Source organism: Jeotgalibacillus sp. R-1-5s-1 (assembly GCF_004405105.1).
In the GTDB taxonomy this organism is placed as follows: domain Bacteria; phylum Bacillota; class Bacilli; order Bacillales; family Jeotgalibacillaceae; genus Jeotgalibacillus.
The window spans coordinates 53078-77681 of sequence record NZ_SORW01000015.1; the positions used below are offsets into that span (position 1 = coordinate 53078).

Sequence of the window (24604 nt, forward strand, 5' to 3'; positions counted from 1 at the left end):
AAGTTAGTAGCAGGACAGAACCTTAACTAGGTTCTTGTTTTTCTCCAAAATATATGTAAAGATAACAAGTGTAAAGACACTTGTAAACAAAGAGGTGGTCTTCATCGTAAAATATCATGATGTTCTCATCATCGGAAGTGGAGTCGCAGCTCTACAGCTGGCGACGATGATCTATATGAAATCGAATGTGAAGATAATCACAAAGTCCTCACTTCGAAAGAGTAACTCTTATTTAGCGCAGGGGGGAGTTGCGGCGGCTGTTGATCCGGATGATTCTCCTGAAAAGCATTTGATAGACACGCTTGAAGCAGGCCGTTTTCATTCGAATGAGGATGCAGCCCGCGAAATCGTCCAGGAAGCAGCGGATCTGATCCCTGATCTTGGCCATATTTTCGACCGAGATGGGGAGGGGCGATTACAGCTGGGCCTTGAAGGTGCACACACCGCAAACAGGATTGTCCATAGCGGTGGTGATGCGACGGGTCAGCATGTGATGGAGACGTTACTGGCCAGGCTGCCACTCAATGTCCATATAGAAGAAAACATTTTTGTCTATGAGTTAATCATGGACCACGTTCAAAAGCGTTGTATTGGCGCAAAAGGAAAGGCTGTGGACGGAAGCATCCATCATTATTACGCCCGTCACACGATTATCGCAACAGGCGGCTGCGGTCAGCTGTATTCGTTTACCTCTAACGCTCAAACGGTGACAGGTGACGGTATTGCGATGGCGTACCTTGCAGGCGCGGACGTCGCGGATATGGAATTTGTGCAGTTCCACCCGACGCTTCTTTATCAGAACGGGGAGGCAAAGGGGCTGATATCTGAAGCGGTGAGAGGGGCAGGTGCGGTACTTGTGACAGAAGACGGCACGCCGGTGATGCACGGGATTCATCCGCTTGAGGACCTTGCACCGCGCCATATCGTATCACAGACGATGTTTGATCTGATTAAAAGTGGTCAGCATGTCTACCTTGATATCACCAAGATTGATCAGTTTGAAACGCGATTTCCATCTATAACGGCACTTTGTGCGAAAAATGGCATCCGAATTTCAGAAGGAAGACTGCCGGTTGCCCCAGGCAGTCATTTCCTAATGGGTGGGATTAAAACGGATCTGAAAGGACAGACAACGATAGACGGGCTGTATGCGATTGGGGAGGCGGCCTGCACCGGTTTTCACGGAGCGAATCGCCTCGCCAGCAATTCTCTTTTAGAGGGGCTGTTTCAGGGGAAACGCCTTGCAGAGTGGATTAACCGTCATCACGTTCATCTGCCCACCACGCCACCTGTGAAACGTGCCAGTATACATAAAAAGCCGCACATACCGGACATTCACACACTGCAGGAAGGCATGATGAAAAACGTCGGCATTGTCCGGTCAAAAACGGGATTAACGAGACAAAAGCAGTGGCTTGATTCATTTCAGCTAAATGAAATACATGATCTCGACGGCTGTACGGTGCCTGAACTGACCGGCCTGCTAATGGGGGTGACGGCCAGCCTGATCACGGAGTCTGCACTGAAACGGACAGAAAGCCGGGGTGGACATTTCAGAGAGGATTTTCCGTTTGAGGATGATCAGCACTGGCTGAAGAAAACGATCATTCATATGAACAAAGGGGAAGTGAGGATAAGGGATGAATACATTAAAGCTGCGCTCAAGCATTGAACAATTTTTTATGGAGGATATTGGCGAGCAGGATCTGACCACGGATCTGATCTTTACAGACGGCACTGAGGGTGAAATCGTCTTTTTAGCAAAGGAATCAGGTATTTTCTGCGGGGAGGAGATCATTCGCATAGGATTTGCCCTTTTACAGCCGGACGTTCAAATCGGGCTGTTTGTAAAGGATGGCGAATCGATCGCAGTCGGCCAGCGTTTAGCCGTAGTTTCAGGTCAGATTTCCACGCTTTTAAAAGGGGAGCGGGTGGTGTTGAATCTGGTGCAACGGATGAGTGGGATTGCAACGCTGACAAGAAAAGCCGTTGAAACGCTTGGTGATACGGAAACGAGAATTTGTGATACGAGAAAAACGACGCCGGGGCTTCGGATGCTTGAAAAGTACGCTGTCCGCTGCGGTGGAGGCTTCAATCACCGCTACGGGTTGTATGACGGCGTCATGATTAAGGATAATCATATTTCGTTTGCAGGCTCGATTACTGAAGCTGTTGACCGCGTCCGGAAAAGTGCCGGTCATATGATCAAAATTGAGGTTGAGACAGAAACGCGTGAGCAGGTGCTTGAAGCAGTGAAGGCTGGCGTAGATGTCATCATGTTTGATAACCGCACGCCTGATGAAATCATTGAGCTGAAAAAACTCGTACCGAATCACATTGTGACGGAGGCCTCAGGGGGTATCACGCTTGAGAACCTGGCAGCCTACCGCGACTGCGGCGTCCACTACATTTCGCTTGGTTTTTTAACGCATTCATATAAAGCGCTGGATATCAGTGTAAAGGTCACTGCTGACGCAAAAAAGGAGATATTGATATGACAACAACAGTAACGAAAAGCCGTTTGATTGAGGAAATTCAGGAGTGGAAGGAAAAACGCAATGCGATCATTTTGGCGCATAATTACGAGATTCCGGAGGTGCAGGATATCGCGGACGTGCTGGGAGATTCACTCATGCTTGCCCGCGCGGCAGCTGAAACGAAAGCGGATGTCATCGTATTTTGCGGGGTGCATTTTATGGCGGAAACCGCAGCTGTGTTAAATCCGGAGAAGACTGTCCTGTTACCTGATCTCGAGGCGGGCTGCTCACTGGCAGACTCGATTACAGCCGATCAGCTCCGCGACTGGAAAGCAGAGCATCCTGAAGCTGTAGTGGTGGCGTATGTGAATACAACCGCTGAGGTGAAAGCGTTAAGTGATTACTGCTGTACATCTTCAAATGCGGTGGATATCGTCAATTCCATTCCTGCAGATCAGGAAATTCTATTTTTGCCGGATATGTTCCTGGGGACGTTTGTTCAAAAGGAAACAGGGCGTGAGAACATGCATATCTGGATGGGTGAATGCCACGTGCATGCAGGCATCCGGCCGGAGCAGGTGGAGGATGTTATGACTAAACATCCTGACGCTGAACTGCTTGTCCATCCTGAGTGCGGCTGCTCCACCTCGAGCATGTACCTGACTGCTGAAGGTGTTCTGCCGCAGGAAAAAACGCATATTTTATCGACAGGCCATATGCTCAAGCATGCAGAAAACGCAACGGCAGACGAATTCATCGTCGCAACCGAAGTCGGCATTATCCACCAGATGCAAAAGAAAAATCCGGAAAAACGCTTCATCGCAGCCAACGCCGAAGCCATCTGCCCATTCATGAAAATGATCACCCTCGGAAAAGTCCTGGCAGCTCTTAAAGAAAACCAGCACGTGATCACCGTGCCGGAAGAAACCGCTAACCAGGCCAAACGTGCGATTGAGCGGATGATTGCGATCGGGTGAAGGTAGACATGGGGTCTATTCCTGACTCTGCCCAGCTCTAAACATACGGAGGTTCGTAGAATTTTGATCGTTGTTCGGAAAATATTTGCGGTGGTTCATGGAATGTTGGGGATGGTTCACAAAATAAGAGAGACGGTTCACAAGATTTCAGGCAACTTTCCAAGGATCGTGTCATTTGACCTATGAGCGTAGAGGAGGGTCTGTCCCAGGAGCTACGGTAGACTTGGGGACAGACCCATGTCTACATAAAAAAGCAGAGCTATATTGCCGGCTCTGCTTTTTCTCTTAATGCCTCACATCCCACTTCGCACGCTTTCTTGGTGAGAAGAAACTGTTGCGGCGACTTCTTGTGGCCATGCGCTGTTCGCACATGGTATTAGCGGCTTCGATGGTGGTGATGTTTTTGTCGTCTGCCTGGGCGAATACTTCAAGCAGAGAGTGATAGATGGCTTTTGTTTTTTTTAGGACACGTTCTTTGTTCGGCGTGTAAAGTTCATCGGTTACTTGAATAATTCCGCCGCTATTCACGATGTAATCCGGTGCATACAGGATGCCTTTTTCTTTTAATGTTACAGCAAGTGACTCATGCAGGAGCTGATTGTTAGCAGCCCCCGTGATGGCTTTAACCTTTAGCTGGTCAATCGTCTGCTCGTTAATGATGCCGCCGATTGCACACGGAACAAATATATCAGCTGGTACACTGTAAATGTCGTCTCCCTGAACCGGAATCACGCTTCTGCCCAGCAGTTCTCCCTTTTGAACGAGCGCGCTGATCATATCCGGATTAATATCCGTGACGTAAAGGTTCGCGCCTTCCTTTAATAAATGCTCAGCGACTTTAAATCCGACCTTGCCCAGTCCCTGGATTGAAAATGTTTTTTCAAGCAGGTTCTCTGTGCCATACAACGTTTTCGAAACAGCCTTGATGCCATACAGGACGCCAAGCGCAGTCGGAATCGACGTTTCACCGCCACCGCCGTATTCCTCCGGAAGTCCGGCAATACAGTTCGTTTCCTTATGGGAGTGGACAAAATCCTCCAGCACCGTTCCCATATCCGTTCCTGTATAAAATCTGCCGTTCAGTGACTCGACAAACTGACCGTATGCCCGGAATAGCTCAGGCGTCTTATCCTTCGCGGGATCCCCGATGATCACTCCTTTTCCACCACCAAAATCAACGTCAGCAGCTGCGCACTTATATGTCATTCCTTTTGAAAGCTTGAGCACATCCTCCAAAGCTTCCTCTGTCGTCTCATAATTTCTCATTCTTGTTCCGCCAATCGCCGGTCCCAGCGTTGTGTTATGTATCGCGATAATCGCCCGCAGGCCCGTTTCCGGATCATTACAGAACACGACCTGCTCGTGCTCCTGCATTAAGTCAAAAAGATCCGCTGACATCGCAGTCTTCGTCTCAGTTTTCGTCATCATCTTCATCCCATCGTACCCCCGCTTGTAAATTAATATACCAGTAAAATAAAGCGCTTACATTTTATTGCGTGGAAACCGTCTGCCCGAGCCTATTCATAATCGCCGGATAAAGCTCATCCACCTGATCACAAAACACACCTTTCCCATTTACAATCGCAAAAGGCTGCACAATGCACTGCCCGCAATAATTCAGACAAAGCCGCTCCACAACCTCCGTATCATCACATTCCCTTACACGCTGCTTCGTCTCCCCGAGTTCGCCTGTAAAATTATTCGGACAAAACTTCACCACATGCGTCACTCCATACAACCTCCCATCCTCAATCACACTGCTTGCAGTGATTATAAAGACGCCTTCAAACTCCCCGCAAGGATCGAGGTCAAAGCACTACCGCATGATCGTGATAAAGGATCTAATCATTTTCCTTCACATGTTTCTCTATTTTAGTATGTATTGTGATTAGAAAGAGGTTGATTGGAGTGGAAGGCGGCGACTCCAGCGGGATAAAGCCGGACAGGTGAGACCCTGCAGATGCGATAGCATCAAGGGGGGCTCACCGCCGGCCCCGCGGAAAGCGTCCGCCTGGAACGGAAATTAACCGGCTACATTTCAAACGGGTCTGAGAAAAGGTGGGGGAGGTTTTACACGATCCACCAAACCTTCACCCTTCTATCAATTTCACGCGTTAAAGTAAGCGTTTGCAATGTGACATACTAAAGATTAATATTTTTTTAAAGATTCTAAAATTTTTCTAGGAGGCCCTAAAAATGGCAAAAGACGTAACTGAACTTAACAATGAAACAATCAAAGATGTATTCCCGGTCGAAAGCTTCCACCACCTTGAGCTGTATGTCGGTAACGCCAAGCAGTCTGCCTATTATTTCTGTCACGCATTCGGCTTCGAAATCAAGGCTTACCGCGGACTCGAGACAGGCAGCCGCGAGCGCGTATCGTATGTGCTGGAGCAGGGCATGATCCGCCTTGTGATCACAGGCTCTTTAACGGATCAGACAGATATCGCAGAATTTGTGAAGCTCCATGGTGAAGGCACAAAAGATATCGGGCTAAAGGTATCTAACGTGGACGAGGCTTATCACGGCGCGATTGAGCGTGGTGGCATTGCTATTCAGGAGCCATGGACAGAAAGTGATGAAAACGGCACGGTTAAAAAAGCAATTATCGGTACATATGGAGATGTGGTGCACACACTCATTGAAAATCAGGATTACAAAGGCAGCTTCCTTCCAGGTTATGAGCCTTATGAAGGTCCAGGCACTGCGACTTCCATCGGCCTTGTCGGCATTGACCACGTCGTTGGCAATGTGGAGCGCATGGATGAGTGGACGAGCTATTATGAAAAAGTGTTTGGATTTAACGTGCTGAAGCACTTTGATGATGAAAATATCTCAACGGAATATTCTGCTCTGATGTCAAAAGTGATGATGAATGGAACAGGCCGAATCAAGTTTCCAATCAACGAGCCGGCTGAAGGAAAGCGTAAGTCTCAGATTCAGGAATATCTTGATTTCCATAACGGCCCTGGCGTTCAGCATTTAGCCGTACTGACGAATGATATTATCTCCACGGTTCGTGCGCTGCGTGAAAATGGCGTGGAGTTTTTGCAGACACCATCCACGTATTATGAGGATCTTGTAGCCCGCGTTGGTGACATTGACGAGGATGTGCAGAAGCTTCAGGAGCTGAATATTTTAGTAGACCGCGATGATGAGGGCTATCTGCTGCAGATTTTCACGAAACCGATTGTGGACCGCCCGACACTGTTTATTGAAATCATCCAGCGTAAAGGTGCGCGTGGCTTTGGTGAAGGTAATTTCAAGGCACTGTTTGAGTCGATCGAACGTGAGCAGGAGCGTCGTGGAAACATTTAAATCGTACATTCCAGCGGGCACGCAGGCGTATTTAGCCGGGCTGATTGATTATGCGGGATTGTTTCCGCCTGCTCAGCTGTCTTTGGATGAAGCGATCCGCAACTATGCGTCCTATCAGATTGAGAGGGATGCCTGGATGCTCGGGCGTTTTATCATCCCAGCAGTCAGGCTGAATGAGCTGGAGCCTTATCTCACGCTATTTACACAAAAGCAGAGGCTGGACTGCTCGGTGATTGCAAGAAAAAGTCCGACGGATGCAGAGGTCCTTCCCTATTTCAAGGAGGATCTGCAAACCATCCGGACCTTTCAGGTAAAAGCGGCGGGGCAGGCGGCGGTGTTCATGATTGAGCTGCCTCTCCCTGAAACACCGGAACCGTCCTTGCTAAAAGAAATCGCGGAGCAATCAGCCAGTCTTGCCATCCGGACATTTCTTGAGTTTCCGGATGAAACAGCTGAAAAGCAGAGCCTTCTTAAAGCGCTTGATGCCATTGCTCATCATAACCGGACCCAGGACACAACACTCGGTTTTAAATTCCGGACAGGTGGCGTGACGGCAGCTGCTTTTCCGGAGCCAAAGCAGCTTGCATGGATCCTGAAGTCCTGCAGTGACAGGGGAATCCCGCAAAAATTCACAGCAGGACTGCATCACCCGGTTCGGATGTACCGTCCGGAGGTGCAAACGGAGATGCATGGGTTTTTAAATGTTTTTACAGCCGGGATGCTGACACGTATGCATGATTTGGCATCAGAAACGGTGACGGATATTTTAAGCGATCAAAACCCTGCAGACTTTACCTTGTCAAAAAACGGAGCAGGGTGGCGTGAGCTTGATATCACAGCTGAAGAGATTAAAAAGCTGCGGAAAACAGCCTTCATTTCCTACGGCAGCTGCAGCTTTACAGAGCCGCGCGAGGATTTGCATGCGCTTGGACTGTTGAACGAATAGAAAGGACGGTCATCATGAGGTCATTTATTCAGGTAGATCCGTCTTCTCACTTTCCGATTCAGAATTTGCCTTACGGGGTTTTCAGGACGTCACATGACGGAGATTCCCGGATTGGTGTGGCGATTGGCGACTACATTCTGGATTTGTCAGTGCTTGAGACGGAAGGGTTTTTCAGACGTGCAGGGTTAAAAGAGGAGGCGGTTTTTAATCAGCCGTCTCTCAATCGATTCATGAGCCTCGGTAAACAGAAATGGATGCTGGTGAGACGTGAGCTTCAGCGTCTGTTACATGAGGATGAACCTGAGCTGAGAGATCATACTGAGCTGAGGGAAAAAGCAATCATTCCGATGAAGACAGCATCGTTATTACTCCCTGCTCAAATTGGGGACTACACAGATTTTTACGCATCAAAGGAGCATGCGACCAATGTTGGCACGATGTTTCGGGGGAAGGAAAATGCCCTGATGCCGAATTGGACGTCTTTACCGGTCGGGTATCATGGTCGTGCAAGCTCAGTTGTGGTCAGCGGGACGGATGTGCGCAGGCCAAGAGGTCAGATGAAGCCGCCGTCAGCCAATGAACCAATTTTTGGTCCGACCCGTCAGCTCGATCTGGAGCTTGAGATGGGCTGGTTTATTGGCCCGGGTAATGATCAGGGCAAGCCGGTTGCGATGAAGGATGCAGAGGATCAGATATTCGGGCTTGTGCTCGTCAATGACTGGAGTGCCCGGGATATTCAGGCATGGGAATATCAGCCGCTTGGCCCTTTTTTAGCGAAAAGCTTTGCCACGTCTGTGTCACCGTGGGTTATTCCGCTTGAGGCGCTTGAGCCATTTCGCACGGAAGGTCCGGTGCAGGATCCGGAGCCACTCCCTTATTTGCAGAAAACAGGGGCTCAGTCTTTTGATATTAAGCTTGAAGTGTATATGAAAAGCCGTGAGATGGAGCAGCGACAGCGAATCATGTCGACGAACTTCAGCTACCTGTACTGGAGTATGGCGCAGCAGATCAGTCATCATACCGTGGCGGGCTGCAATCTGAGGCCTGGCGATTTGCTTGCATCGGGCACGATCAGCGGTCCGGAAAAAGAACAGCGTGGCAGTATGCTTGAGCTGACGTGGCGCGGTGCAGAGCCGATTGAGCTTGAATCGGGTGAAGAGCGCCAATGGATTGAGGATGACGATGAGATCACGATGACGGGCTGGTGTCAGGGAGACGGCTACCGGATTGGCTTTGGGGAAGTTACCGGACGGGTGATACCGGCATTAGTGGAAGCAGATATGAAGGGGTAGGAGGACGAAGGCGATGCCGTTTTATCAACAGATGGGGAAGATCCCGCATAAAAGACATACGATGTTTAAAAAAGAGGACGGCTCTTTATTTCGTGAGCAGGTGATGGGAACGAAGGGCTTTTCAGGTATTCAGTCGATTTTGTATCACCATTATCCACCTACAGCGATGACCGAATCGACGCTGATCGGGGAGTGCAGGGTAGAGTACGAGGAGCAGGCTGCGCTCGCTCCGCGCCATTTGTATTCTCACGAGTATAAAGAGGAAACAGATGCGGTTGAGGGCAGACAGTATCTGCTTGGGAATGATGACGTGCTGATTGGTGTCGTCAATCCGACAAAGCCGATGGACTACTTTTACCGGAACGGCGACGGGGATGAGGTGCTGTTTGTTCATTACGGTACAGGGAAGGTCGAATCCACGTTTGGCACACTGCCTTATAAGCCGGGTGATTATATCGTCATTCCGATCGGGACAATTTATCGCGTCGTGCCGGATGAAGGTGAAACGAAATTTCTTGTGATTGAGACGAACAGCTGGATCACGACGCCGAAGCGCTATCGCAATATTCACGGGCAGTTGCTTGAGCACAGCCCGTTTTGTGAGCGCGATTTTCACCCGCCGGAAAAGCTTGAGACGTTTGATGATCGCAGTGAGTATCATGTGAAAACGAAGTCCAGAGGCTTTATGCATTTACATACGTTTGGCCACCATCCACTCGATGTGGTCGGCTGGGACGGTTATTTGTTCCCTTATACGTTTAACGTGAGTGACTTTGAACCGATTACCGGCCGCGTGCATATGCCACCGCCGATTCACCAGACGTTTGAGGCGAATAATTTTGTCATCTGTTCGTTTGTTCCGAGAATGTACGATTATCATCCGGAAGCGATTCCTGCTCCTTATTATCACAGCAACGTGGACAGTGACGAGGTTCTTTACTACGTCAAAGGGAATTTCATGAGTCGTAAAGGCGTGAAGGAGGGCTCTGTCACACTGCATCCATCCGGCATTCCGCACGGGCCTCATCCGGGTAAGGTCGAGGCAAGCATCGGTAAAAAGGAAACAGAAGAGCTTGCGGTCATGATCGATACCTTCCGTCCGCTAAATGTGGTGAAGCAGGCGCATCAATACGAGGACAAGGATTATAAATACAGCTGGAAGTAAGGCGGAACGCAGGGGTGTGATCATTCCTGCGTTTAAAAAGGTCGAATTTAATTGTAAAATGCTGCACTTTATTAAAATGATTAACATGTTACACAGAGGGTTTTCAATGCGTTCTAAAAAAATGATAACGCTTACAAATTGATTGGGGGATCAGAATGAAAACACGTACACCTTCTTTTTTGATGTCTGTTCTATTAATGGTCGTTTTAACTGCAGTGCTGGGTGTCAGCATTTTGCACTATCAGGTTGCACCACAAATTCCAATTCTCGTTGTAGCGACACTTGTCGCACTTTATGGTTATTTTCTCGGTTTTAAGTGGAAGGAATTAGAGGGAGCCATGGTGAAAGGAATCTCTGCAGGGCTTCCTTCGATTCTGATTTTATGTATGATCGGTGTGGTCATCGGGATCTGGGCGCTAAATGGAACCGTGCCGACCATGTCCTATTACGGACTGCTGTTTTTATCACCTCAGTTTTTCTTATTGTCCGCTGTTGTGCTTTGTGTCGTTGTATCTGTTATGACAGGAAGCTCCTGGAGTGCGATCAGTACAATGGGTGTCGCGCTGATGGGGGTTGCCTACGGGATGGATATTTCTCCTGCGATGACCGCAGGTGCGATTGTCAGTGGTGCGATTTTTGGGGATAAAATTTCACCGCTGTCTGACACGACAAACCTTGCTTCTGCGATCGGGAAGGTCGATATTTTCGAGCATATCCGCTATATGCTCTGGACGACAATTCCTGCGCTGTTGATTACGATGGTGATCTTTACAGTCATTGGTCTTGATACGCGTTTTGTGAATCCGGACCTTGCGCAAATTGAAGAGATGACGCAGATTTTACGCGACCAGTTTCCGCTGACCGCGATCACGCTGCTGTCACCGCTTGCGATTATCCTGCTTGCCTTAAGAAAGGTTCCACCGCTGCCGACACTGCTATGCGGCCTTTTGATTGCGGTACTGACAGCTTTTTATACAGTGCCTGGTGTAACGCTTGGAGAACTGATGGCTACGGCGCATTTCGGCTATACGGCTGAGACCGGCGTGGAAGCTGTGGACAGTCTGCTTTCTTTAGGTGGTCTGGCCAGTATGATGTTTGGTGTGTCGATTATTTTAGTGGCACTTGCTTTTGGCGGTCTGATCCAGCTGATCGGCTTCCACCAGGTCATCATTCAGGGTATTGCAGGCTTCCTTAATAAAAAAGGCAATGTCATTTTGACAACCGTTCTATCTTGTATCGGGGTCAACGTGGTGATCGGAGAAGCGTATCTGTCGATTATACTTCCTGGACAGATGCTTGAGTCCTCTTATAAAAAGGTGGGGCTTCACCCGAAAAACCTGTCCAGAACACTTGAGGATGCAGGAACTGTCGTACACCCACTCGTACCATGGGGTGTATCCGGTGCCTTTATCATGTCAACGCTGAGTGTAGGAATGGGTTATGTCCTATTTAGCTTTATGTGTATCATTACACCAATTATCGCAATTATTTTAGGGTACTCGAAATTCCTTGCTGCGCTGCCACCTGAAGAAGCAAATGCTTTTGTAGAAGAGACAGCGCTTGAGGATAAGAAAATGGTGTTGTAATCACCGCTTCTGATGATGGATTGAAATGGGGAGTGGCACAATGAAAGCCGGGAAAGAACAAGCCAGCCGTGAACAGTTTTTTGAAGCGCTTCTTTCTTTGGAATCGATAGAGGAATGCATCAACTTCTTTGAAGACATGGCGACTGAAAAGGAGCTCGAAGCCTTTATGCAGCGCTATCAGGTAGCTGTTCGTCTCATGGACGGTGAAACCTATGAGCAAATCGAACACGAAACCAACGCCCGCTCCAGCATGGTCTCCCGCATTAAACGCTGTCTCCAGAAGGAACAGAGCGGTTTGAGGATGGTGCTTGTGAGACTCGGGAAAGAGGATAAGAGGAAGATTGGATGTTAGAGAGTCCGCTCCTGCGTATGTTGGCAGGGGCGGTTTTTTTGATTATTTATTGATAAAATCTTTGGGAAAACTACACTGTATTCATCCCAACTTACTGAAACAGCTTCTTTTGAAGGAAATCAAGCGCCTGGTCCACTTCCTGCAGCTCATTTTCAGACAGATGCTGTATACGGTCGGAAAAACGGGATTCGATTATGCTGAAGGCGTCAGTTATCAAGTCCTTCCCCTCTGGTGAAAGTCCGATATACTGCTTTCGTCTGTCGTCAGGATCAAGCGTTTTTTCAATCAGTTTTTTTTCGCTTAATAGACGCAGTTCGCGGCTGGTGTTCGGCATGGACATATTAAGGCAATCATTGATTTCACTCGGGGTCATGGGTTGGCTGATTGAAACCAGTTCAAGGATCTTATATTGAACTTGGGAGATATTAGACGGTTTTGCTCCTTTGGTGATGTTGTGGGTAGTCGTATGAACAGAAGCAGTAAACGAAATAAACTTTTCAAAAAGCTTTTTTTTATACATTTTCTCACCTCTTAAGCAACGTATCAAAAAAGTTATGAAAAAACAATTATCATTTGATAATTAAAATTGAAGGTGATATTATTTAGTTATCAAAACATAACTAAAGGAGATCTCATGAACCTGTTAATTATTTATACGTATCCAAACCATGAAAGCCTGTCTTATGCCTTTTTACAGGAGGTCTTAAACGGGAGCAGTCACAACGACAAGATTACAGAGACGGTTGTGCTGGATCTTTATGCTGAAAAATTTAATCCGGCTTTAATGTTCAATGCTCAGAAAAGGCGCCGGGATATGCATCTGGATCCTGATCTTGAGAAGTACAGAGAGCAAATTTTGAGGGCTGACAAGCTTGTATTCATTTATCCGATCTGGTGGGGGCGTCCACCTGCTATGTTGCTCGGTTATATTGATCAGCTTTTTGCGTCTAATTTTGCCTATAGGGACAAAAAAGGTTACTTTCCTGAAGGTCTTTTAAAAGGTAAATCCGTTGTCTGTATTTCAACCATGAAGGGTCCGGCATTTTATCCGCTGATCTGGCTGAATAATGCCCATAAGGTCTTAATGAAAAGAGCGTTGTTCAGCTTTGTAGGTATTAAGAAGGTGAAGTTTTTTGAGTTTGGTAATATGGAAAGTCCAGGAGGCAGACAAAAGAAAAAGCTTAAGAGGGTTTACCTTTATTTCAACGGCTTGAAAAAATAAATAATGACTTTATTTTTTCTTCAATGTGATAAAATAAGAATATATGTTCGATTGTGGTGAGAGGAGATGAGACCAATTGTTAAAAAATGAAGAAGGCATCCTCAATTTAATCCAATCAGACCCGCAAATGATGAGCATCATTCGAGCAGCGGGGACACTTGGTCTGCCGGACTGGTGGATTTGTGCGGGGTTTGTGCGTTCGAAAATCTGGGATACGCTTCACGGATTTGATAAACGGACGAGCATTCCGGATGTGGATGTGATTTATTTTGATCCGGATGATCTGCGTGAGCAAACGGAAAAATGGTATGAGCAGCGCCTGTTTCAGATGATGCCGGAGGTGCCGTGGTCTGTGAAAAACGAAGCAAGAATGCATCTGGTGAACGGCCTTGCTCCTTACACTTCTTCTGAGGATGCCATCTCAAAGTTTCCTGAAACTGCAACGGCACTCGGGATCACGCTTAAATCGAACGACAAGCTCGTATTGACCGCGCCATATGGTATTGAGGATGTCTTAAACATTCAGGTGAAGCCAACTGCTTTTTTCAAAGAAACAAAAGAGCGTGTAGCCATTTATGAGGAGCGTATTGTAAAAAAGAACTGGCAGTCCATTTGGCCGAAGGTTCGCGTTACTTTAACCAATCCATTCATTTAAAAAAAGAGCGGAGAAACTTCCCCGCTCTCTTTGCTTAAAATTCTTTCAAGAACCGAAACAGTCCATCTTCTTTATAGCCGTGTGTCGTTACTTCATCAGCGGCCTGCTTCACATGCAGCTCTGCATTTTGCATCGCAACGGCCCGGCCTGCGTATTGAAACATGGGGAGGTCATTTTCACTGTCCCCGACTACCATCAGCTGATCGGGGGTTATGCCCCATTTTTGCAGCAGCATCTGAATACCCGTAGCCTTTGACACCCCTGCATTCATGATCTCCACGTTATGCATAGACGAGGAAGAGGTGGAGAATGAAAAGTTCACCGCTTCTTTCTCAAGCCTTCTTTTCCAATCATTGATTTTTTCAGTGCTCATGCTGAAAAAATACACCTTCACATGTCCTTCAAATGATGGTGCTGCTGTCCATTGAATATCTTTTTTCACAGCTTCCTGCCTGGCAAGTAATTCATTGTCGTGAAGGGTGTTGGGCTGCTTTTGTGTCAGTATTTCCTGAAACAATGCCTGATCCTTCTTAAGTGAAAAACGTTCCCCGTGCAGCGGATGCACCTCGTAATAAATTCTTTCTGTTCCTGCTGCACGAATGACTCTCTCCACCAGCTCAGCATTCAGCGTGTGTTCAGCAAGTGTTGTGTCCCCCAGGTAACTCCCCATTCCATTTGCGGAAACGATTCCGTCCGGTTGAAGCGTCTCCGGCAGTACATCTTCAATCTCCTGCTTTGTTCTGCCTGATGCTAAAATCAGCCGGACTTCATGATCGGTCTGCCATTTTGAAAGCAGCTCGGCCAGACGCGGGCTGACTTGATTTGAGGCATCGAGAACGGTTCCATCCATATCTAAAGCGATTACTTTTGGTTTCAACTATACCGCCTCCTGTTTGTCGTCTGTTGACTTATTAGTTAAAGTATAAAGTCTACACGAGAAGCAACATAGGCGTGCTGAGCCCAATTTGTGTTGAAGGGCCGGACAGAGATTGGACCCTGAACGTGTTGCGACAGTGATGTAAGCGCTTTACAATAGCATTAAGAAACGGAGGGACTTCCTTTGATGGATCAGAAATCGTACGAGTTTCTTGAAAGGATTACCCAATATCAGCAGATTACAAAGCCTGAAATTATGATGGAGCTCAACCTGACAGAGCGTCAATTTCAGTACTTGTTTGAAAAGACAAATAGCTCGCTGAGTATCATTCAGCTTCCACCGGTGGAAATGAATAACCTGATGTTCCGTGTAGATGATCAAATTAAAAGCTTTATCAAAAAAGAAGCCCCCCTTTCCGTAAAAGGTAATGACCTGATCGTTTCTGAACAGGATCGCCCGCTGATGATTTATCTGTACACCTTTATCAGACAGGAAGTCATCTCAAGCTATCATTATCAGCTCGTCCTGAATGTCAGTAAGAATACGGCGCTGACGGATGTGAAAAAGGTGAGGGAGCTGTGCGTTGAATGGAACCTGAAGCTTGACTATCAGCGGATGGATGGATATTTCCTTAAGGGGTCTGAGATGGATAAGCGAAGACTCGCAATCTATTGTATTGACACCCTGCTCTCGAAGCCGCTTGGAAAAGAGATCATCATCAGCACAATCAAAGCCTGGGAGCTTGAGTCGCTCATGATGGAAACGACAGCGCAGATTGAGAATTTCCTGCAAACGAAGCCTCTGCGTCTCGTAAGAAGCAGGAAAGTCGAAATGATGTATCACCTGATTTTTGTGAAGATGCGTCAAAAGAATGACCAGCTCCATTTTGAAGATCATGAAACATTACTTTTGGAGGAGCAGGACATGTTCCATGATGCGGCTGAGTTAGCTGCAATATTGTTCCCGGAAGCGGGCGAACAGGAAACGTATTTTGTCGCCATTCAGCTGCTGACGAGCCAGGAGGAGATGAATCCGCAGGTTCACCTGACGCTTCAGAAACTCGCAGAAGAAATTGTTGATGAGTTCGAGCGGAATACGTTGCTGCCGATCCGCCATAAAGCGTATCTGGTCAAAAGCTTATTCAATCACCTTGTACCGACTTATTTCCGGCTAACGTTTGGCATTCCGCTCATTAATCCAATGACCGACAAGATTAAAGAGGATTATCACGAGCTCTTTCAATTTGTTGAAAAGTCACTGCATCCGCTTACTGACTGGACAGGTAAAGGAATCAGCGAAGCGGAAATCGGGTATTTCACCCTTCATTTCGGAGGGTATCTGGAAAAATTCAATGAGGATGAACCGGATAAGATCAGCGCCTTAATTGTCTGTTCAAATGGAGTCAGCTCATCTGTGATGCTGCGCTCGCAACTCATAGAGCTGTTCCCGGGGATTGATTTTTCCAGAATCCATACGACAGATCATGTGCAAAAGTTATCTCCTTCAAGCTACGATCTGATTTTCTCGACGGTACCGATCACGTCTGTGAAGCCGGTTTACCGAGTAAAGCCTTTACTTTCCATTGTTGAGAAGACGCACTTGATTCAGGAGGTAACCTCTGCTTTTCCGCAGTTAAATAAACGCAATATAGATATCGAACAGGTAATGGATATTGTCCGGCGGCATGCAGATATCAAAAACGAGAAGAAGTTGATATCTGAGCTGGTCGAACTGATGTATATGAAAAACACAGCGAAAAGGTGGAGAAAACCAATGCTTTCAGAACTATTAACAGAAGAAACGATTCAATTTACAGACGAGCCGCTTGATTGGAAAACAGCGATCAAAAAAGCGGCAGAGCCTTTGGTCACTTCCGATACAGTGGAGCCGAGGTATGTGGATGCGATGATTCATAACGTCGAGGAAGCCGGTGCTTATATTCATATCGGGAAAGGCATCGCGATTCCGCACGCAAGACCTGATGCGGGAGTGAACGAGGTTGGGATGTCCTTTTTGAGAACAAGACAGCCTGTAAAGTTGCTCGATCAGGATGAGCATCAGATCGATGTGTTTGTATGCCTTGCTGCTGTTGACAGCGAAGCGCACTTAAAGGCACTTGCTCATTTAACAAAGCTGCTTGGCAATGACGAAGCGCTGAATACATTGAAAAATGCAGATTCTGCAGAACAAATTATCAACATTATTAAAGAGGGGGAAGAGTAATATGAAAATTTTAGCGGTATGCAGTTCAGGTCTTGGCACAAGTTTTATGGTGGAAATGAATATTAATCAGGTATTAGGAGAGCTTGGGATCACGGGTGTTGAGGTGAATCACTCAGATTTAAGCTCCGCTTCACCGGGTGATGCAGACGTGTATTTCCTTGCGAAGGACATTGCAGAAGGCGGGGCACACCTTGGAGAAGTCATCGTGCTCGATAACATTATTGATATGGATGAGTTAAGAGATAAGGTCCGCAAGATGGCCGAAGAAAAAAACCTGATTTAATATCAGGTTCATGAGAGGGTGAAGCAATATGAACAGTGTATTGACAACGCTGGTGGATATTCTGAGTCAGCCGGCTATTCTGGTTGCCATGATCGCGTTAATCGGTCTGATCGCGCAGCGGAAAAACCTGTCTGACACGATGAAAGGAACAACGAAAACCTTTGTCGGGTTCCTGGTAATTGCAGCCGGAGCCGGTATTTTGGAAACGTCACTGATTCCATTTGGCACTATGTTTCAGGAGGCATTTAATGTAGCGGGGGTCGTACCGAATAACGAGGCAATCGTCGCACTGGCTTTAAATGAGTATGGTTCAAACACGGCGCTTATCATGTTTTTCGGTATGATCGTAAATATTTTGATCGCCCGTTTTACACGCTTTAAGTATATTTTCTTAACGGGGCACCACGCATTATATATGGCGTGTATGCTTGCTGTCATTATGGCGGTTGCCGGTTTTAGTACCGTTCCGCAAATTGCTGCAGGAGCAATTGCACTCGGAATTATTATGACGTTATCTCCAGCGATTCTCCAGCCGTTTATGAGAAAGCTGACGGGTAATGACAACGTTGCACTCGGTCACTTCAGTGCAGTAGGCTATGCAGTGAGTGGGCTCGTTGGAAAGGCTGTAGGTGGTAAGGAACCAACGTCTACAGAAAAGATCAATTTCCCAAAAGGACTTGGATTCCTTCGTGACAGCACGGTCAGTATCGCGTTGACGATGATTGTCATGTATTTTGTGGTTGCCATCGCAGCAGGTCCAACATTTATTGAAGCAGAGCTCAGTGATGGCACGAACTTTCTTGTATTCTCACTGATTCAGGCCGGTAACTTTGCGGCTGGTGTATTTGTCATCTTAGCCGGGGTTCGCCTTGTATTGGCTGAAATCGTTCCAGCCTTTAAAGGGATCTCAACAAAGCTTGTGCCGAACGCGAAGCCGGCACTCGATGTACCGATTGTCTTCACATACGCGCCAAATGCCGTACTGATCGGATTCTTCTCAAGCTTTGCCGGTGGTCTGTTCAGTATGATCTTCATGGCGCTTGCTGGAAGCACAATCATTCTGCCAGGCGTTGTCCCACACTTCTTTACCGGAGCCGCTGCAGGTGTATTCGGTAATGCAATGGGAGGAATCAGAGGTGCTGTGGCCGGTTCCTTTGTTAATGGAATATTGATTTCATTCCTGCCTGTATTCTTACTGCCGGTTCTCGGAGAACTTGGCTTTGCGAACACGACATTCTCAGATGCAGACTTTGGCGTAGGAGGCATCTTCTTCGGATCCCTTGCCAACTTCGGCGGACCGATTGCCATCGTGATCAGTCTGATTGTCATTCTGTTACTAATGGCCATTCCGTTTAAAAAGAAAGCGACGGCGTAAGCCCTTGAACATAAAAAAGTCAGGAGACTGTGCTCCTGACTTTTTTATATGGAATCACTGCTCACTCAGCTCATCCGCCTTCAGAAAACTTCCATCATCAGCATAGCGAATGATTTCGATCTCCTGATCAGGCGTTCCGGCACTAGGGCCTTCCCATTCACCGTAGTCGCTTTTTGGAGGGTTTGTTGAGCCGCTGCCGGAAATGTTGAAGTCCTTAACAATCAGATTGCCGTTCACATTACCATTTCCGGTGATAAAGAAATCACTTTTAGGTGCAAGGATCAGCCTATCCGCAGTATCTGAGTTTCCGGATGTTGTGATGTTAGCTGCACCATATACAAATAGGTCACCGCCTATGCTGTTGTTTCCTTTGAAATCCAGATTGGCATCTTTTACGTGAAGATTTGCAGTTAATGATGTGTTGCCCGTAAATTTCAGATCTTTATTTCCTGCATAACGAATCTCAACGTGATCCTTGTTTCCGTTTGTATTGATTTCACCGTTACCGTTCACAGAAAAGTGGTCCTGTACAATTAACTCAAGCTTTCCGGGATTTTTTATTTTTATGTTTCCATTTTTTAAATTGAGATCATCAATAAAAACTCTTCGGTTTTGACCTTTTAAATCAAAAGTTAAATCAACCTTATTATCTATGTTGATTTCTTTTAAATATATATCCTGATTAAGCACTAGGGTTTGATTGGTACCAACGGACAGAATGCCATTTTTAATGGAATCGCTGTCTGGCGGCATAGGTGCATTAGTTGCCGGAAAAGCACTATCAAGAGAAGGTAAGGCAGGCGCCTGATTTACACAGTTGTTTTTAACTTCTGCCAGGCTTGTATTTTCGAAGACTTGGCCGGTGACATCTGACTTTTTGTTCTGAAGATAAACCCGCTTCTCTGAATAAATATCCCCATCAACTTCTCCACCATTAAGCGTGACATTGCCTTTGGCATAAACGTTTCCATCAATCGATGTTTTGTTTTTATTCAGATAAACATTCCCATCAGCATAAATCGGACCTTTCAAACCCTTGCCGTTATGGTAAAAATCCCCTGTCGCATAAACCGAATAACAAGCCAGGTATTTAACGGTTTCTCCGCCGCTGCCCGGGATGGTTACAAGCTCAGTTTCCGCATTCACATTCATCTGCACCTGCACCTGCTGGCTCAGTTCTTTTGTCTGACCCGGCAGGTTTTTGCCCGGAATCGTGCCGGTGGAGGTGATTTCATAAGTGAGAGGGGACGTGCTGATCTGTGTTACCTCGGTTGTTGAAACCGGGGTTACGGACTGCTGTTCCTCATAGGTGACTGTTTTCGTAAAGCTGAGATGCTCATTGACGCGTGATTGTACGCGGCTGTAAAAGGTTGAAGTGAAGTTAAATGCTGCTTTTTCTTCCGGATCTAATGCATCATACTGCGCTTTGACTTCCTGATAAGCATTGGCGGCAATCGCATTCAGCTCGGCCCGTTTTTCCACAAGACCTGCTTCTGCAATGTAATAGGATGACTGGTGATCACGTTCATTAACGGACACACTTGTTGTCATGGAGGTGAACGATAAAATGCTGACAGCAATAATCGAGATGAACGTAACGGCAAAAATCGTTAACAGGAGGGAATAGCCTTCCTGATTATTGGCGTATCTCTTCATTACAGGTCCGCTCCCTTCCTTAAAACAATTTGGGTCTGCCATTCTTTTGCAGCCTGATCAATGATGGTGACTTCAAGCGTGTCCCCGTTTAATAGGACGTTAAAATCAGTGACACCTCTTGCAAAAGCTGTTCCGTTTTTTAATAACATTGAGTTGCCTGAGTCATAGCTGTAAATAATCGTCTCGCCATCCGCTGAAATGGCAAGTTCATCACTTTGAATCGTGACGTTTTCCGGAAAACGCCTGACATCTGTTGTAATTGAGTTGAGGGCCGTCGTCATGCTGCGGATGCTGAGGCTCTCCTGCTGCTGACTGCTGGCGCTGTTTCCTGTATTAATCACAATCGAAATCACCAGCACTATAACGGATGAGGTGATGACCAGAACGGCGAGTAATTCAACAAGCGTTAAGCCTTTTTCATTATTCATCGCGGTCAGTCCCTCCATTCTATGAGGCTTTCCATTTTGGATACTGGCTGTGTACCGGGCTGCGGATAAACCTCTACAATGGTTCGTCTCAATGTCTGGCCAAGCCGGCTGAATTCGCTGCTTTCAGGTGTATAGGAACGGAGAGTCAGCTCAATTGTATAAGCTGATCCGTCTGAAGCTGTCCCGTTTGTTACCCATATACTTTCACCGGCAATTGCAGATTGGTTTGTAAAGCCGAGTATATTTGTCATCACGGTTCCGATATCTGCAGAGCTGTACTGCTGTCCGGCTTCGTAAAGCTCCTCCATTTGCCGCTGAGCAATAAAGGTGTAATCAACAATTTCTTCTGACGCCTCATTGGAGCGGGCAGAAGTGAGAAACATCGTTAAAAAGACAGTCAGAAGCATGGTAATAATGACGATGGAAGCCATGACTTCAACTAACGAGATGCCCTGCTGATTCTTTACCATGCTCTTACCCCCTGACTTTTTGGATATGTTTTAAATAAAAATAGTACTTTTTATTTATCATAGCATATGGACTGGAAAGAAGTACCGCTGAGTTGGCTCTCGCTCTCACAATTTTTCTATGTCCATTTAACATGGGCAAAACTCTGACAGTCACTTATAATCAAACGTATAAAATAAGAACATCAGTGAGAAAGGAAGGCGTAACTCGTGCTGTTAAACGAAGTCGTTTGCGAGAAAAGATCTTATACAAAAGAATATATGTCTCATCAGCATGCCTACGGACAATTCCTGTTTCCGCTGCAGGGGTCGCTGGATATTGAGACGGATCATCAGCATGTGCATTTAACGCCGGACTACTGCTTTTATTTACCGCCGGGCTTCAACCATGATTACCGCTCTGATGACCGGAACGAATTTTTAATCCTGGATATTCCGGTTCTTTATCTGCCGGACAGAACAGATACGATGTACACGCGGCTGGATGAGCAATGGTCAGCGATCCGTTATTTGCTGCTTGAAGAAGCGGGGCAGCAGAAGGCAGAGTCACTGTCTCATTTAACGCGATACGTATCCGGGAAGCTTCAGTTGCAAAGACCCGCTTCTGTTGAGTATCTGCACAGCCACTTCAGAGAGCCGGTCCGTCTTGAAACGCTGGCAGCAATGGAGCATTATCATCCTGCCTATTATTCTGCATGGTTTAAAAAGCAGACCGGTAAAACGGTTAAAGCATATGTATCTGACCTGCGCTTAAAAGAGGCACAGTCCCTTTTGAAGGAAAGCAGCTGGACGATTGGCAAAATCAGTGAGGAGACCGGGTTTGAAAATGCGTCCTCTTTTACAAGATGGTTTGCCGGACAGACCGGTTTTACGCCAAAGCAGTATAGACAGCTTAAAAACGGTTAAAAAAGACCTTTGAAACGGTATAGAAAAGTCTGCCGCTCTTTTCTATGCTTTAAACAAAGGTCTTTTTTAAAAGAGGAGGTTGGAGGAGATGCAGGAAAGGCTGGCTCCTTTTTTCATATTGATGGCGGCGGTTTTATGGGGGACAACCGGGACCGCACAGGCGCTCGCTCCGGACGGGGTCCATCCGGTTGCCATCGGGGCAGTCAGAATGGCAATTGCGGGACTGTTTTTGATGGGGTTGTTACTTGCAACCCGCTCGTTTAATCCAAAGGGTTGGCCACTCACGGCACTGCTTATGGCAGCACTTAGTATGGCTGCGTATCAGCCGCTGTTTTTCTCAGCTGTCACGATGACGGGTGTTGCGATTGGTACGGTGGTGGCGATCGGCAGTGCACCGGTGCTATCCGGTTTACTTGAATGGCTGTTTTTAAAGGTGAGACCGGCTCGTGTATGGTGGATCTCCACAGTATTATCTATCGCAGGCTGCATCCTGTTATTCAGTAACCAGGGAGCTGTACAGGCGGATCCGGCGGGCATTGTTCTTGCGTTGGGTGCGGGGCTATCTTTTGCGGTCTATACGATAGTGAACCGTAAGCTCGTTCAGCAGCATCCGCCGCTATCTGCGGTTGCTGCTGTGTTTACGCTGAGTGCCGTGATGCTGTCGCCATTTCTATTTATCTTTGATATCTCCTGGGTGTTAAATCTTCAGGGGCTTGGTGTTGCGTTGCATTTAGGTATCATTACAACGGCTGTCGCTTACATTCTGTTCTCACGGGGGTTATCTCACACTTCATCCGCTACAGCTGTTACGCTGTCACTCGGTGAACCACTGACCGCTGCCATGCTTGGCGTTTTAGTATTAAACGAAGCGTTAAGTCTGCTTTCCTGGTTAGGGGTTGGATTACTTTTGCTTGGCATTGGCGTACTGATCTTTTCAACCGCTCGCACAAGTACCAGGCAGCTTGCAGATCAAAAAACGGCTTAAGGAGTTGAATGGATTGCGTAAAACGGTCACCTTTTCATTTGAAACAGAAAATAAAGCTGTCTCAGCTACGGAGACTTTCTCACTTGGAGAGCTTGGGGTTGATGAAGGCCTTTCAGAAGAGGCACTTCAGCAAAAGCTTTAGGACGTGTTTCAGCAGTGGATGATGAATAAGCTGAATGTTTCTTATAGTATTGTGGTGGATGAAGAGAAGGTTTGAATCATCAATAGAGGCAGGGAGCAGAAGGCCCGTTATTCGCCTTGCTCCCTGCCCCATTTATGCATTTCCTCAAGCAGTGGCTTTAATGTTAAACCTTTTTCAGAGATCGCGTATTCAACCTTCGGTGGCATCTCATTATATTGAGTGCGAATGATCAACCCCTCCTGCTCAAGCTCCTTCAGTTGCTGGCTCAGCATTTTATGGGTAATGCCCGGAAGCAGACGTCTAAGTGCATTATAACGTTGCGTGCCGTCAAAAATGATATGCCAAAGAATGATAAGCTTCCACTTGCCTCCGACTTTATTCAAGGTATATTCAATGGAGCATTTCAGTTTCCCATGCTCATCCACTTCAATATTTTCAGTCATCTTATTGCCTCCTTTACTATCCTTTTGGGTAGTATCTTACTTAAAAGTGCATTCTTGTGTGTAGAAGAATACGCCTTTATGATAGGTGCTGTCAAACAAATAAGGAGGTATCATCAGATGATGACGTATCCAAGAAATTTTTCTCATATCGGTCTTTCAGTGCCGGACTTAGAAAAAGCAGTTTCATTCTATACAGAGGTTTTAGGATGGTACACCATTATGGAGCCCTCTCCTGTGTATAACGATGATACGGCGATCGGACAAATGTGCCGAGATGTATTCGGGAACGACTGGGAGCAGTTTCGTATTGCCCATCTGTCTACAGGAGATAAGATTGGAGTAGAGCTGTTTGAATTCCCTCAGAATGAAAAGCCATCCAATAACTTTGAATATTGGAAGACCGGTATTTTTCATTTTTGTGTGCAGGATCCTGACATTGAGGGGCTGGTTGAGAAGATTAAGCAACACGGTGGGAAACAGCGTATGCCAATCCGTGAGTATTATCCAGACGATAAGCCTTATAAAATGGTGTATGTCGAGGATCCATTCGGCAATATTTTTGAAATCTATACACACAGCTATGAGATGACTTATTCTCAGGGCGCATATTAAAAGAAAAGCCGGTACGCTAAATGATATGCTCCCTTCAAAGTAGACAGAGAAATAATAAAAATTCTCTACTACTCTGAAGGGGGCATTTTTATGTCTAAACGAGTTACTAATCATATGTTAGATGAAAGTTTGAAAGTGGTGTTATCTGTCTTAGATGAGAAGAAGTCGATGGGTGTGGTCTCCAAAGAATACAGTGTCGCTAAATCGACCCTCAATG

General features: G+C 46.6%; 26 protein-coding genes. 18 read left to right on the forward strand and 8 right to left on the reverse strand.

Features of this window, described 5'->3' with window-relative positions:
* Window positions 1-94: 94 nt before the first annotated feature.
* The 3 genes from nadB to nadA are packed head-to-tail and all read left to right on the forward strand — an operon-like array spanning window position 95 to window position 3454.
* Complete coding sequence (gene nadB, locus E2491_RS07455) at window positions 95-1672, forward strand: L-aspartate oxidase (RefSeq protein ID WP_256369346.1); 1578 nt, start codon at window positions 95-97, stop codon at window positions 1670-1672.
* Window positions 1641-2498 (forward strand): carboxylating nicotinate-nucleotide diphosphorylase, encoded by an 858-nt coding sequence (gene nadC, locus E2491_RS07460; RefSeq protein ID WP_134374541.1) that lies wholly within the window; start codon window positions 1641-1643, stop codon window positions 2496-2498. Before nadB ends, nadC begins: the two co-directional genes overlap by 32 nt.
* Window positions 2495-3454 (forward strand): quinolinate synthase NadA, encoded by a 960-nt coding sequence (gene nadA / locus E2491_RS07465; RefSeq protein ID WP_134374543.1) that lies wholly within the window; start codon window positions 2495-2497, stop codon window positions 3452-3454. Before nadC ends, nadA begins: the two co-directional genes overlap by 4 nt.
* A 285-nt stretch (window positions 3455-3739) precedes the next feature.
* Here nadA and E2491_RS07470 read toward each other — a convergent pair whose 3' ends face one another.
* Both E2491_RS07470 and E2491_RS07475 read right to left on the reverse strand, forming a co-directional pair.
* Window positions 3740-4882 carry a Leu/Phe/Val dehydrogenase gene (locus E2491_RS07470; protein ID WP_371414461.1) on the reverse strand — a complete coding sequence of 381 codons (1143 nt, stop codon included), beginning with the start codon at window positions 4880-4882 and terminating at the stop codon, window positions 3740-3742.
* A gap of 61 nt (window positions 4883-4943) precedes the next feature.
* Window positions 4944-5183, reverse strand: a complete 240-nt coding sequence (locus E2491_RS07475; RefSeq protein WP_166805826.1) for a DUF1450 domain-containing protein — start codon at window positions 5181-5183, stop codon at window positions 4944-4946.
* Between the two features lie 467 nt (window positions 5184-5650).
* Between E2491_RS07475 and hppD the strand changes: the two genes are divergently transcribed.
* The 6 genes from hppD (at window position 5651) to E2491_RS07505 (ending at window position 12113) form a co-directional block, all read left to right on the forward strand.
* The gene (gene hppD / locus E2491_RS07480; RefSeq protein ID WP_134374549.1) at window positions 5651-6772 is read left to right on the forward strand and encodes a 4-hydroxyphenylpyruvate dioxygenase; all 1122 of its coding nucleotides are present in this window, start codon (window positions 5651-5653) and stop codon (window positions 6770-6772) included.
* Entirely contained in the window at window positions 6759-7718 is a 960-nt protein-coding gene (locus tag E2491_RS07485) for a hypothetical protein (RefSeq protein ID WP_244093912.1), read from the forward strand. The genes hppD and E2491_RS07485 overlap by 14 nt, the downstream gene beginning before the upstream one ends.
* 14 nt (window positions 7719-7732) lie before the next feature.
* Window positions 7733-9010, forward strand: coding sequence for a fumarylacetoacetase (gene fahA, locus E2491_RS07490; RefSeq protein ID WP_134374551.1), 1278 nt, complete (start codon window positions 7733-7735; stop codon window positions 9008-9010).
* Window positions 9011-9023: 13 nt separating this feature from the next.
* The gene (locus E2491_RS07495) at window positions 9024-10175 is read left to right on the forward strand and encodes a homogentisate 1,2-dioxygenase (protein WP_134374553.1); all 1152 of its coding nucleotides are present in this window, start codon (window positions 9024-9026) and stop codon (window positions 10173-10175) included.
* A gap of 155 nt (window positions 10176-10330) precedes the next feature.
* On the forward strand, window positions 10331-11761 hold the full coding sequence (gene nhaC, locus E2491_RS07500; protein WP_134374555.1) for a Na+/H+ antiporter NhaC: 1431 nt from the start codon (window positions 10331-10333) through the stop codon (window positions 11759-11761).
* Between the two features lie 40 nt (window positions 11762-11801).
* Window positions 11802-12113, forward strand: coding sequence for a YerC/YecD family TrpR-related protein (locus tag E2491_RS07505; RefSeq protein ID WP_134374557.1), 312 nt, complete (start codon window positions 11802-11804; stop codon window positions 12111-12113).
* A gap of 91 nt (window positions 12114-12204) precedes the next feature.
* Here the strand turns inward: E2491_RS07505 and E2491_RS07510 are convergent, their stop codons facing one another.
* Window positions 12205-12633, reverse strand: coding sequence for a MarR family winged helix-turn-helix transcriptional regulator (locus E2491_RS07510; RefSeq protein ID WP_134374559.1), 429 nt, complete (start codon window positions 12631-12633; stop codon window positions 12205-12207).
* A gap of 114 nt (window positions 12634-12747) precedes the next feature.
* Between E2491_RS07510 and E2491_RS07515 the strand changes: the two genes are divergently transcribed.
* Both E2491_RS07515 and E2491_RS07520 read left to right on the forward strand, forming a co-directional pair.
* Window positions 12748-13335, forward strand: a complete 588-nt coding sequence (locus E2491_RS07515; protein WP_134374561.1) for an NAD(P)H-dependent oxidoreductase — start codon at window positions 12748-12750, stop codon at window positions 13333-13335.
* A 76-nt stretch (window positions 13336-13411) separates the two neighbouring features.
* Window positions 13412-13990, forward strand: coding sequence for a nucleotidyltransferase family protein (locus E2491_RS07520; protein ID WP_244093913.1), 579 nt, complete (start codon window positions 13412-13414; stop codon window positions 13988-13990).
* 34 nt (window positions 13991-14024) lie between these two features.
* Here the strand turns inward: E2491_RS07520 and E2491_RS07525 are convergent, their stop codons facing one another.
* The gene (locus E2491_RS07525; protein ID WP_134374563.1) at window positions 14025-14867 is read right to left on the reverse strand and encodes an HAD family hydrolase; all 843 of its coding nucleotides are present in this window, start codon (window positions 14865-14867) and stop codon (window positions 14025-14027) included.
* Window positions 14868-15053: 186 nt separating this feature from the next.
* On the opposite strand from E2491_RS07525, the gene E2491_RS07530 reads away from it, so the two are divergent.
* Genes E2491_RS07530 through E2491_RS07540 form a run of 3 tightly spaced genes read left to right on the forward strand, consistent with a single transcriptional unit; the run spans window position 15054 to window position 18748 of the window.
* A complete protein-coding gene (locus tag E2491_RS07530) occupies window positions 15054-17090 on the forward strand; it encodes a BglG family transcription antiterminator (RefSeq protein WP_244093914.1) in 2037 nt (678 codons plus the stop codon).
* Between the two features lies 1 nt (window position 17091).
* Window positions 17092-17373, forward strand: a complete 282-nt coding sequence (locus E2491_RS07535) for a PTS sugar transporter subunit IIB (protein ID WP_134374567.1) — start codon at window positions 17092-17094, stop codon at window positions 17371-17373.
* A gap of 28 nt (window positions 17374-17401) precedes the next feature.
* The gene (locus tag E2491_RS07540) at window positions 17402-18748 is read left to right on the forward strand and encodes a PTS ascorbate transporter subunit IIC (protein ID WP_134374569.1); all 1347 of its coding nucleotides are present in this window, start codon (window positions 17402-17404) and stop codon (window positions 18746-18748) included.
* 54 nt (window positions 18749-18802) lie between these two features.
* Here E2491_RS07540 and E2491_RS07545 read toward each other — a convergent pair whose 3' ends face one another.
* From E2491_RS07545 to E2491_RS07555, 3 genes are read right to left on the reverse strand one after another with little or no spacing between them, the layout of a single operon-like run.
* Window positions 18803-20404, reverse strand: a complete 1602-nt coding sequence (locus E2491_RS07545; protein WP_134374571.1) for a DUF7305 domain-containing protein — start codon at window positions 20402-20404, stop codon at window positions 18803-18805.
* Entirely contained in the window at window positions 20404-20832 is a 429-nt protein-coding gene (locus E2491_RS07550; RefSeq protein WP_166805827.1) for a type II secretion system protein, read from the reverse strand. The genes E2491_RS07545 and E2491_RS07550 overlap by 1 nt, the downstream gene beginning before the upstream one ends.
* Window positions 20833-20837: 5 nt before the next feature.
* Window positions 20838-21302: a prepilin-type N-terminal cleavage/methylation domain-containing protein gene (locus E2491_RS07555; RefSeq protein WP_134374575.1), complete on the reverse strand. Its 465-nt coding sequence runs from the start codon at window positions 21300-21302 to the stop codon at window positions 20838-20840.
* Window positions 21303-21509: 207 nt separating this feature from the next.
* Between E2491_RS07555 and E2491_RS07560 the strand changes: the two genes are divergently transcribed.
* The 3 genes from E2491_RS07560 to E2491_RS17720 all read left to right on the forward strand — a co-directional run bounded on the left by E2491_RS07560 (window position 21510) and on the right by E2491_RS17720 (window position 23332).
* The gene (locus E2491_RS07560; RefSeq protein WP_256369347.1) at window positions 21510-22205 is read left to right on the forward strand and encodes a helix-turn-helix transcriptional regulator; all 696 of its coding nucleotides are present in this window, start codon (window positions 21510-21512) and stop codon (window positions 22203-22205) included.
* A gap of 88 nt (window positions 22206-22293) precedes the next feature.
* Window positions 22294-23190 carry an EamA family transporter gene (locus tag E2491_RS07565; RefSeq protein ID WP_134374577.1) on the forward strand — a complete coding sequence of 299 codons (897 nt, stop codon included), beginning with the start codon at window positions 22294-22296 and terminating at the stop codon, window positions 23188-23190.
* A gap of 13 nt (window positions 23191-23203) precedes the next feature.
* On the forward strand, window positions 23204-23332 hold the full coding sequence (locus E2491_RS17720) for a hypothetical protein (protein ID WP_256369348.1): 129 nt from the start codon (window positions 23204-23206) through the stop codon (window positions 23330-23332).
* A 107-nt stretch (window positions 23333-23439) separates the two neighbouring features.
* Here E2491_RS17720 and E2491_RS07570 read toward each other — a convergent pair whose 3' ends face one another.
* Window positions 23440-23775: a winged helix-turn-helix transcriptional regulator gene (locus E2491_RS07570; protein WP_134374579.1), complete on the reverse strand. Its 336-nt coding sequence runs from the start codon at window positions 23773-23775 to the stop codon at window positions 23440-23442.
* 120 nt (window positions 23776-23895) lie between these two features.
* Between E2491_RS07570 and E2491_RS07575 the strand changes: the two genes are divergently transcribed.
* Window positions 23896-24387, forward strand: a complete 492-nt coding sequence (locus tag E2491_RS07575) for a lactoylglutathione lyase family protein (RefSeq protein WP_134374594.1) — start codon at window positions 23896-23898, stop codon at window positions 24385-24387.
* The last annotated feature ends 217 nt before the right edge of the window (window positions 24388-24604 follow it).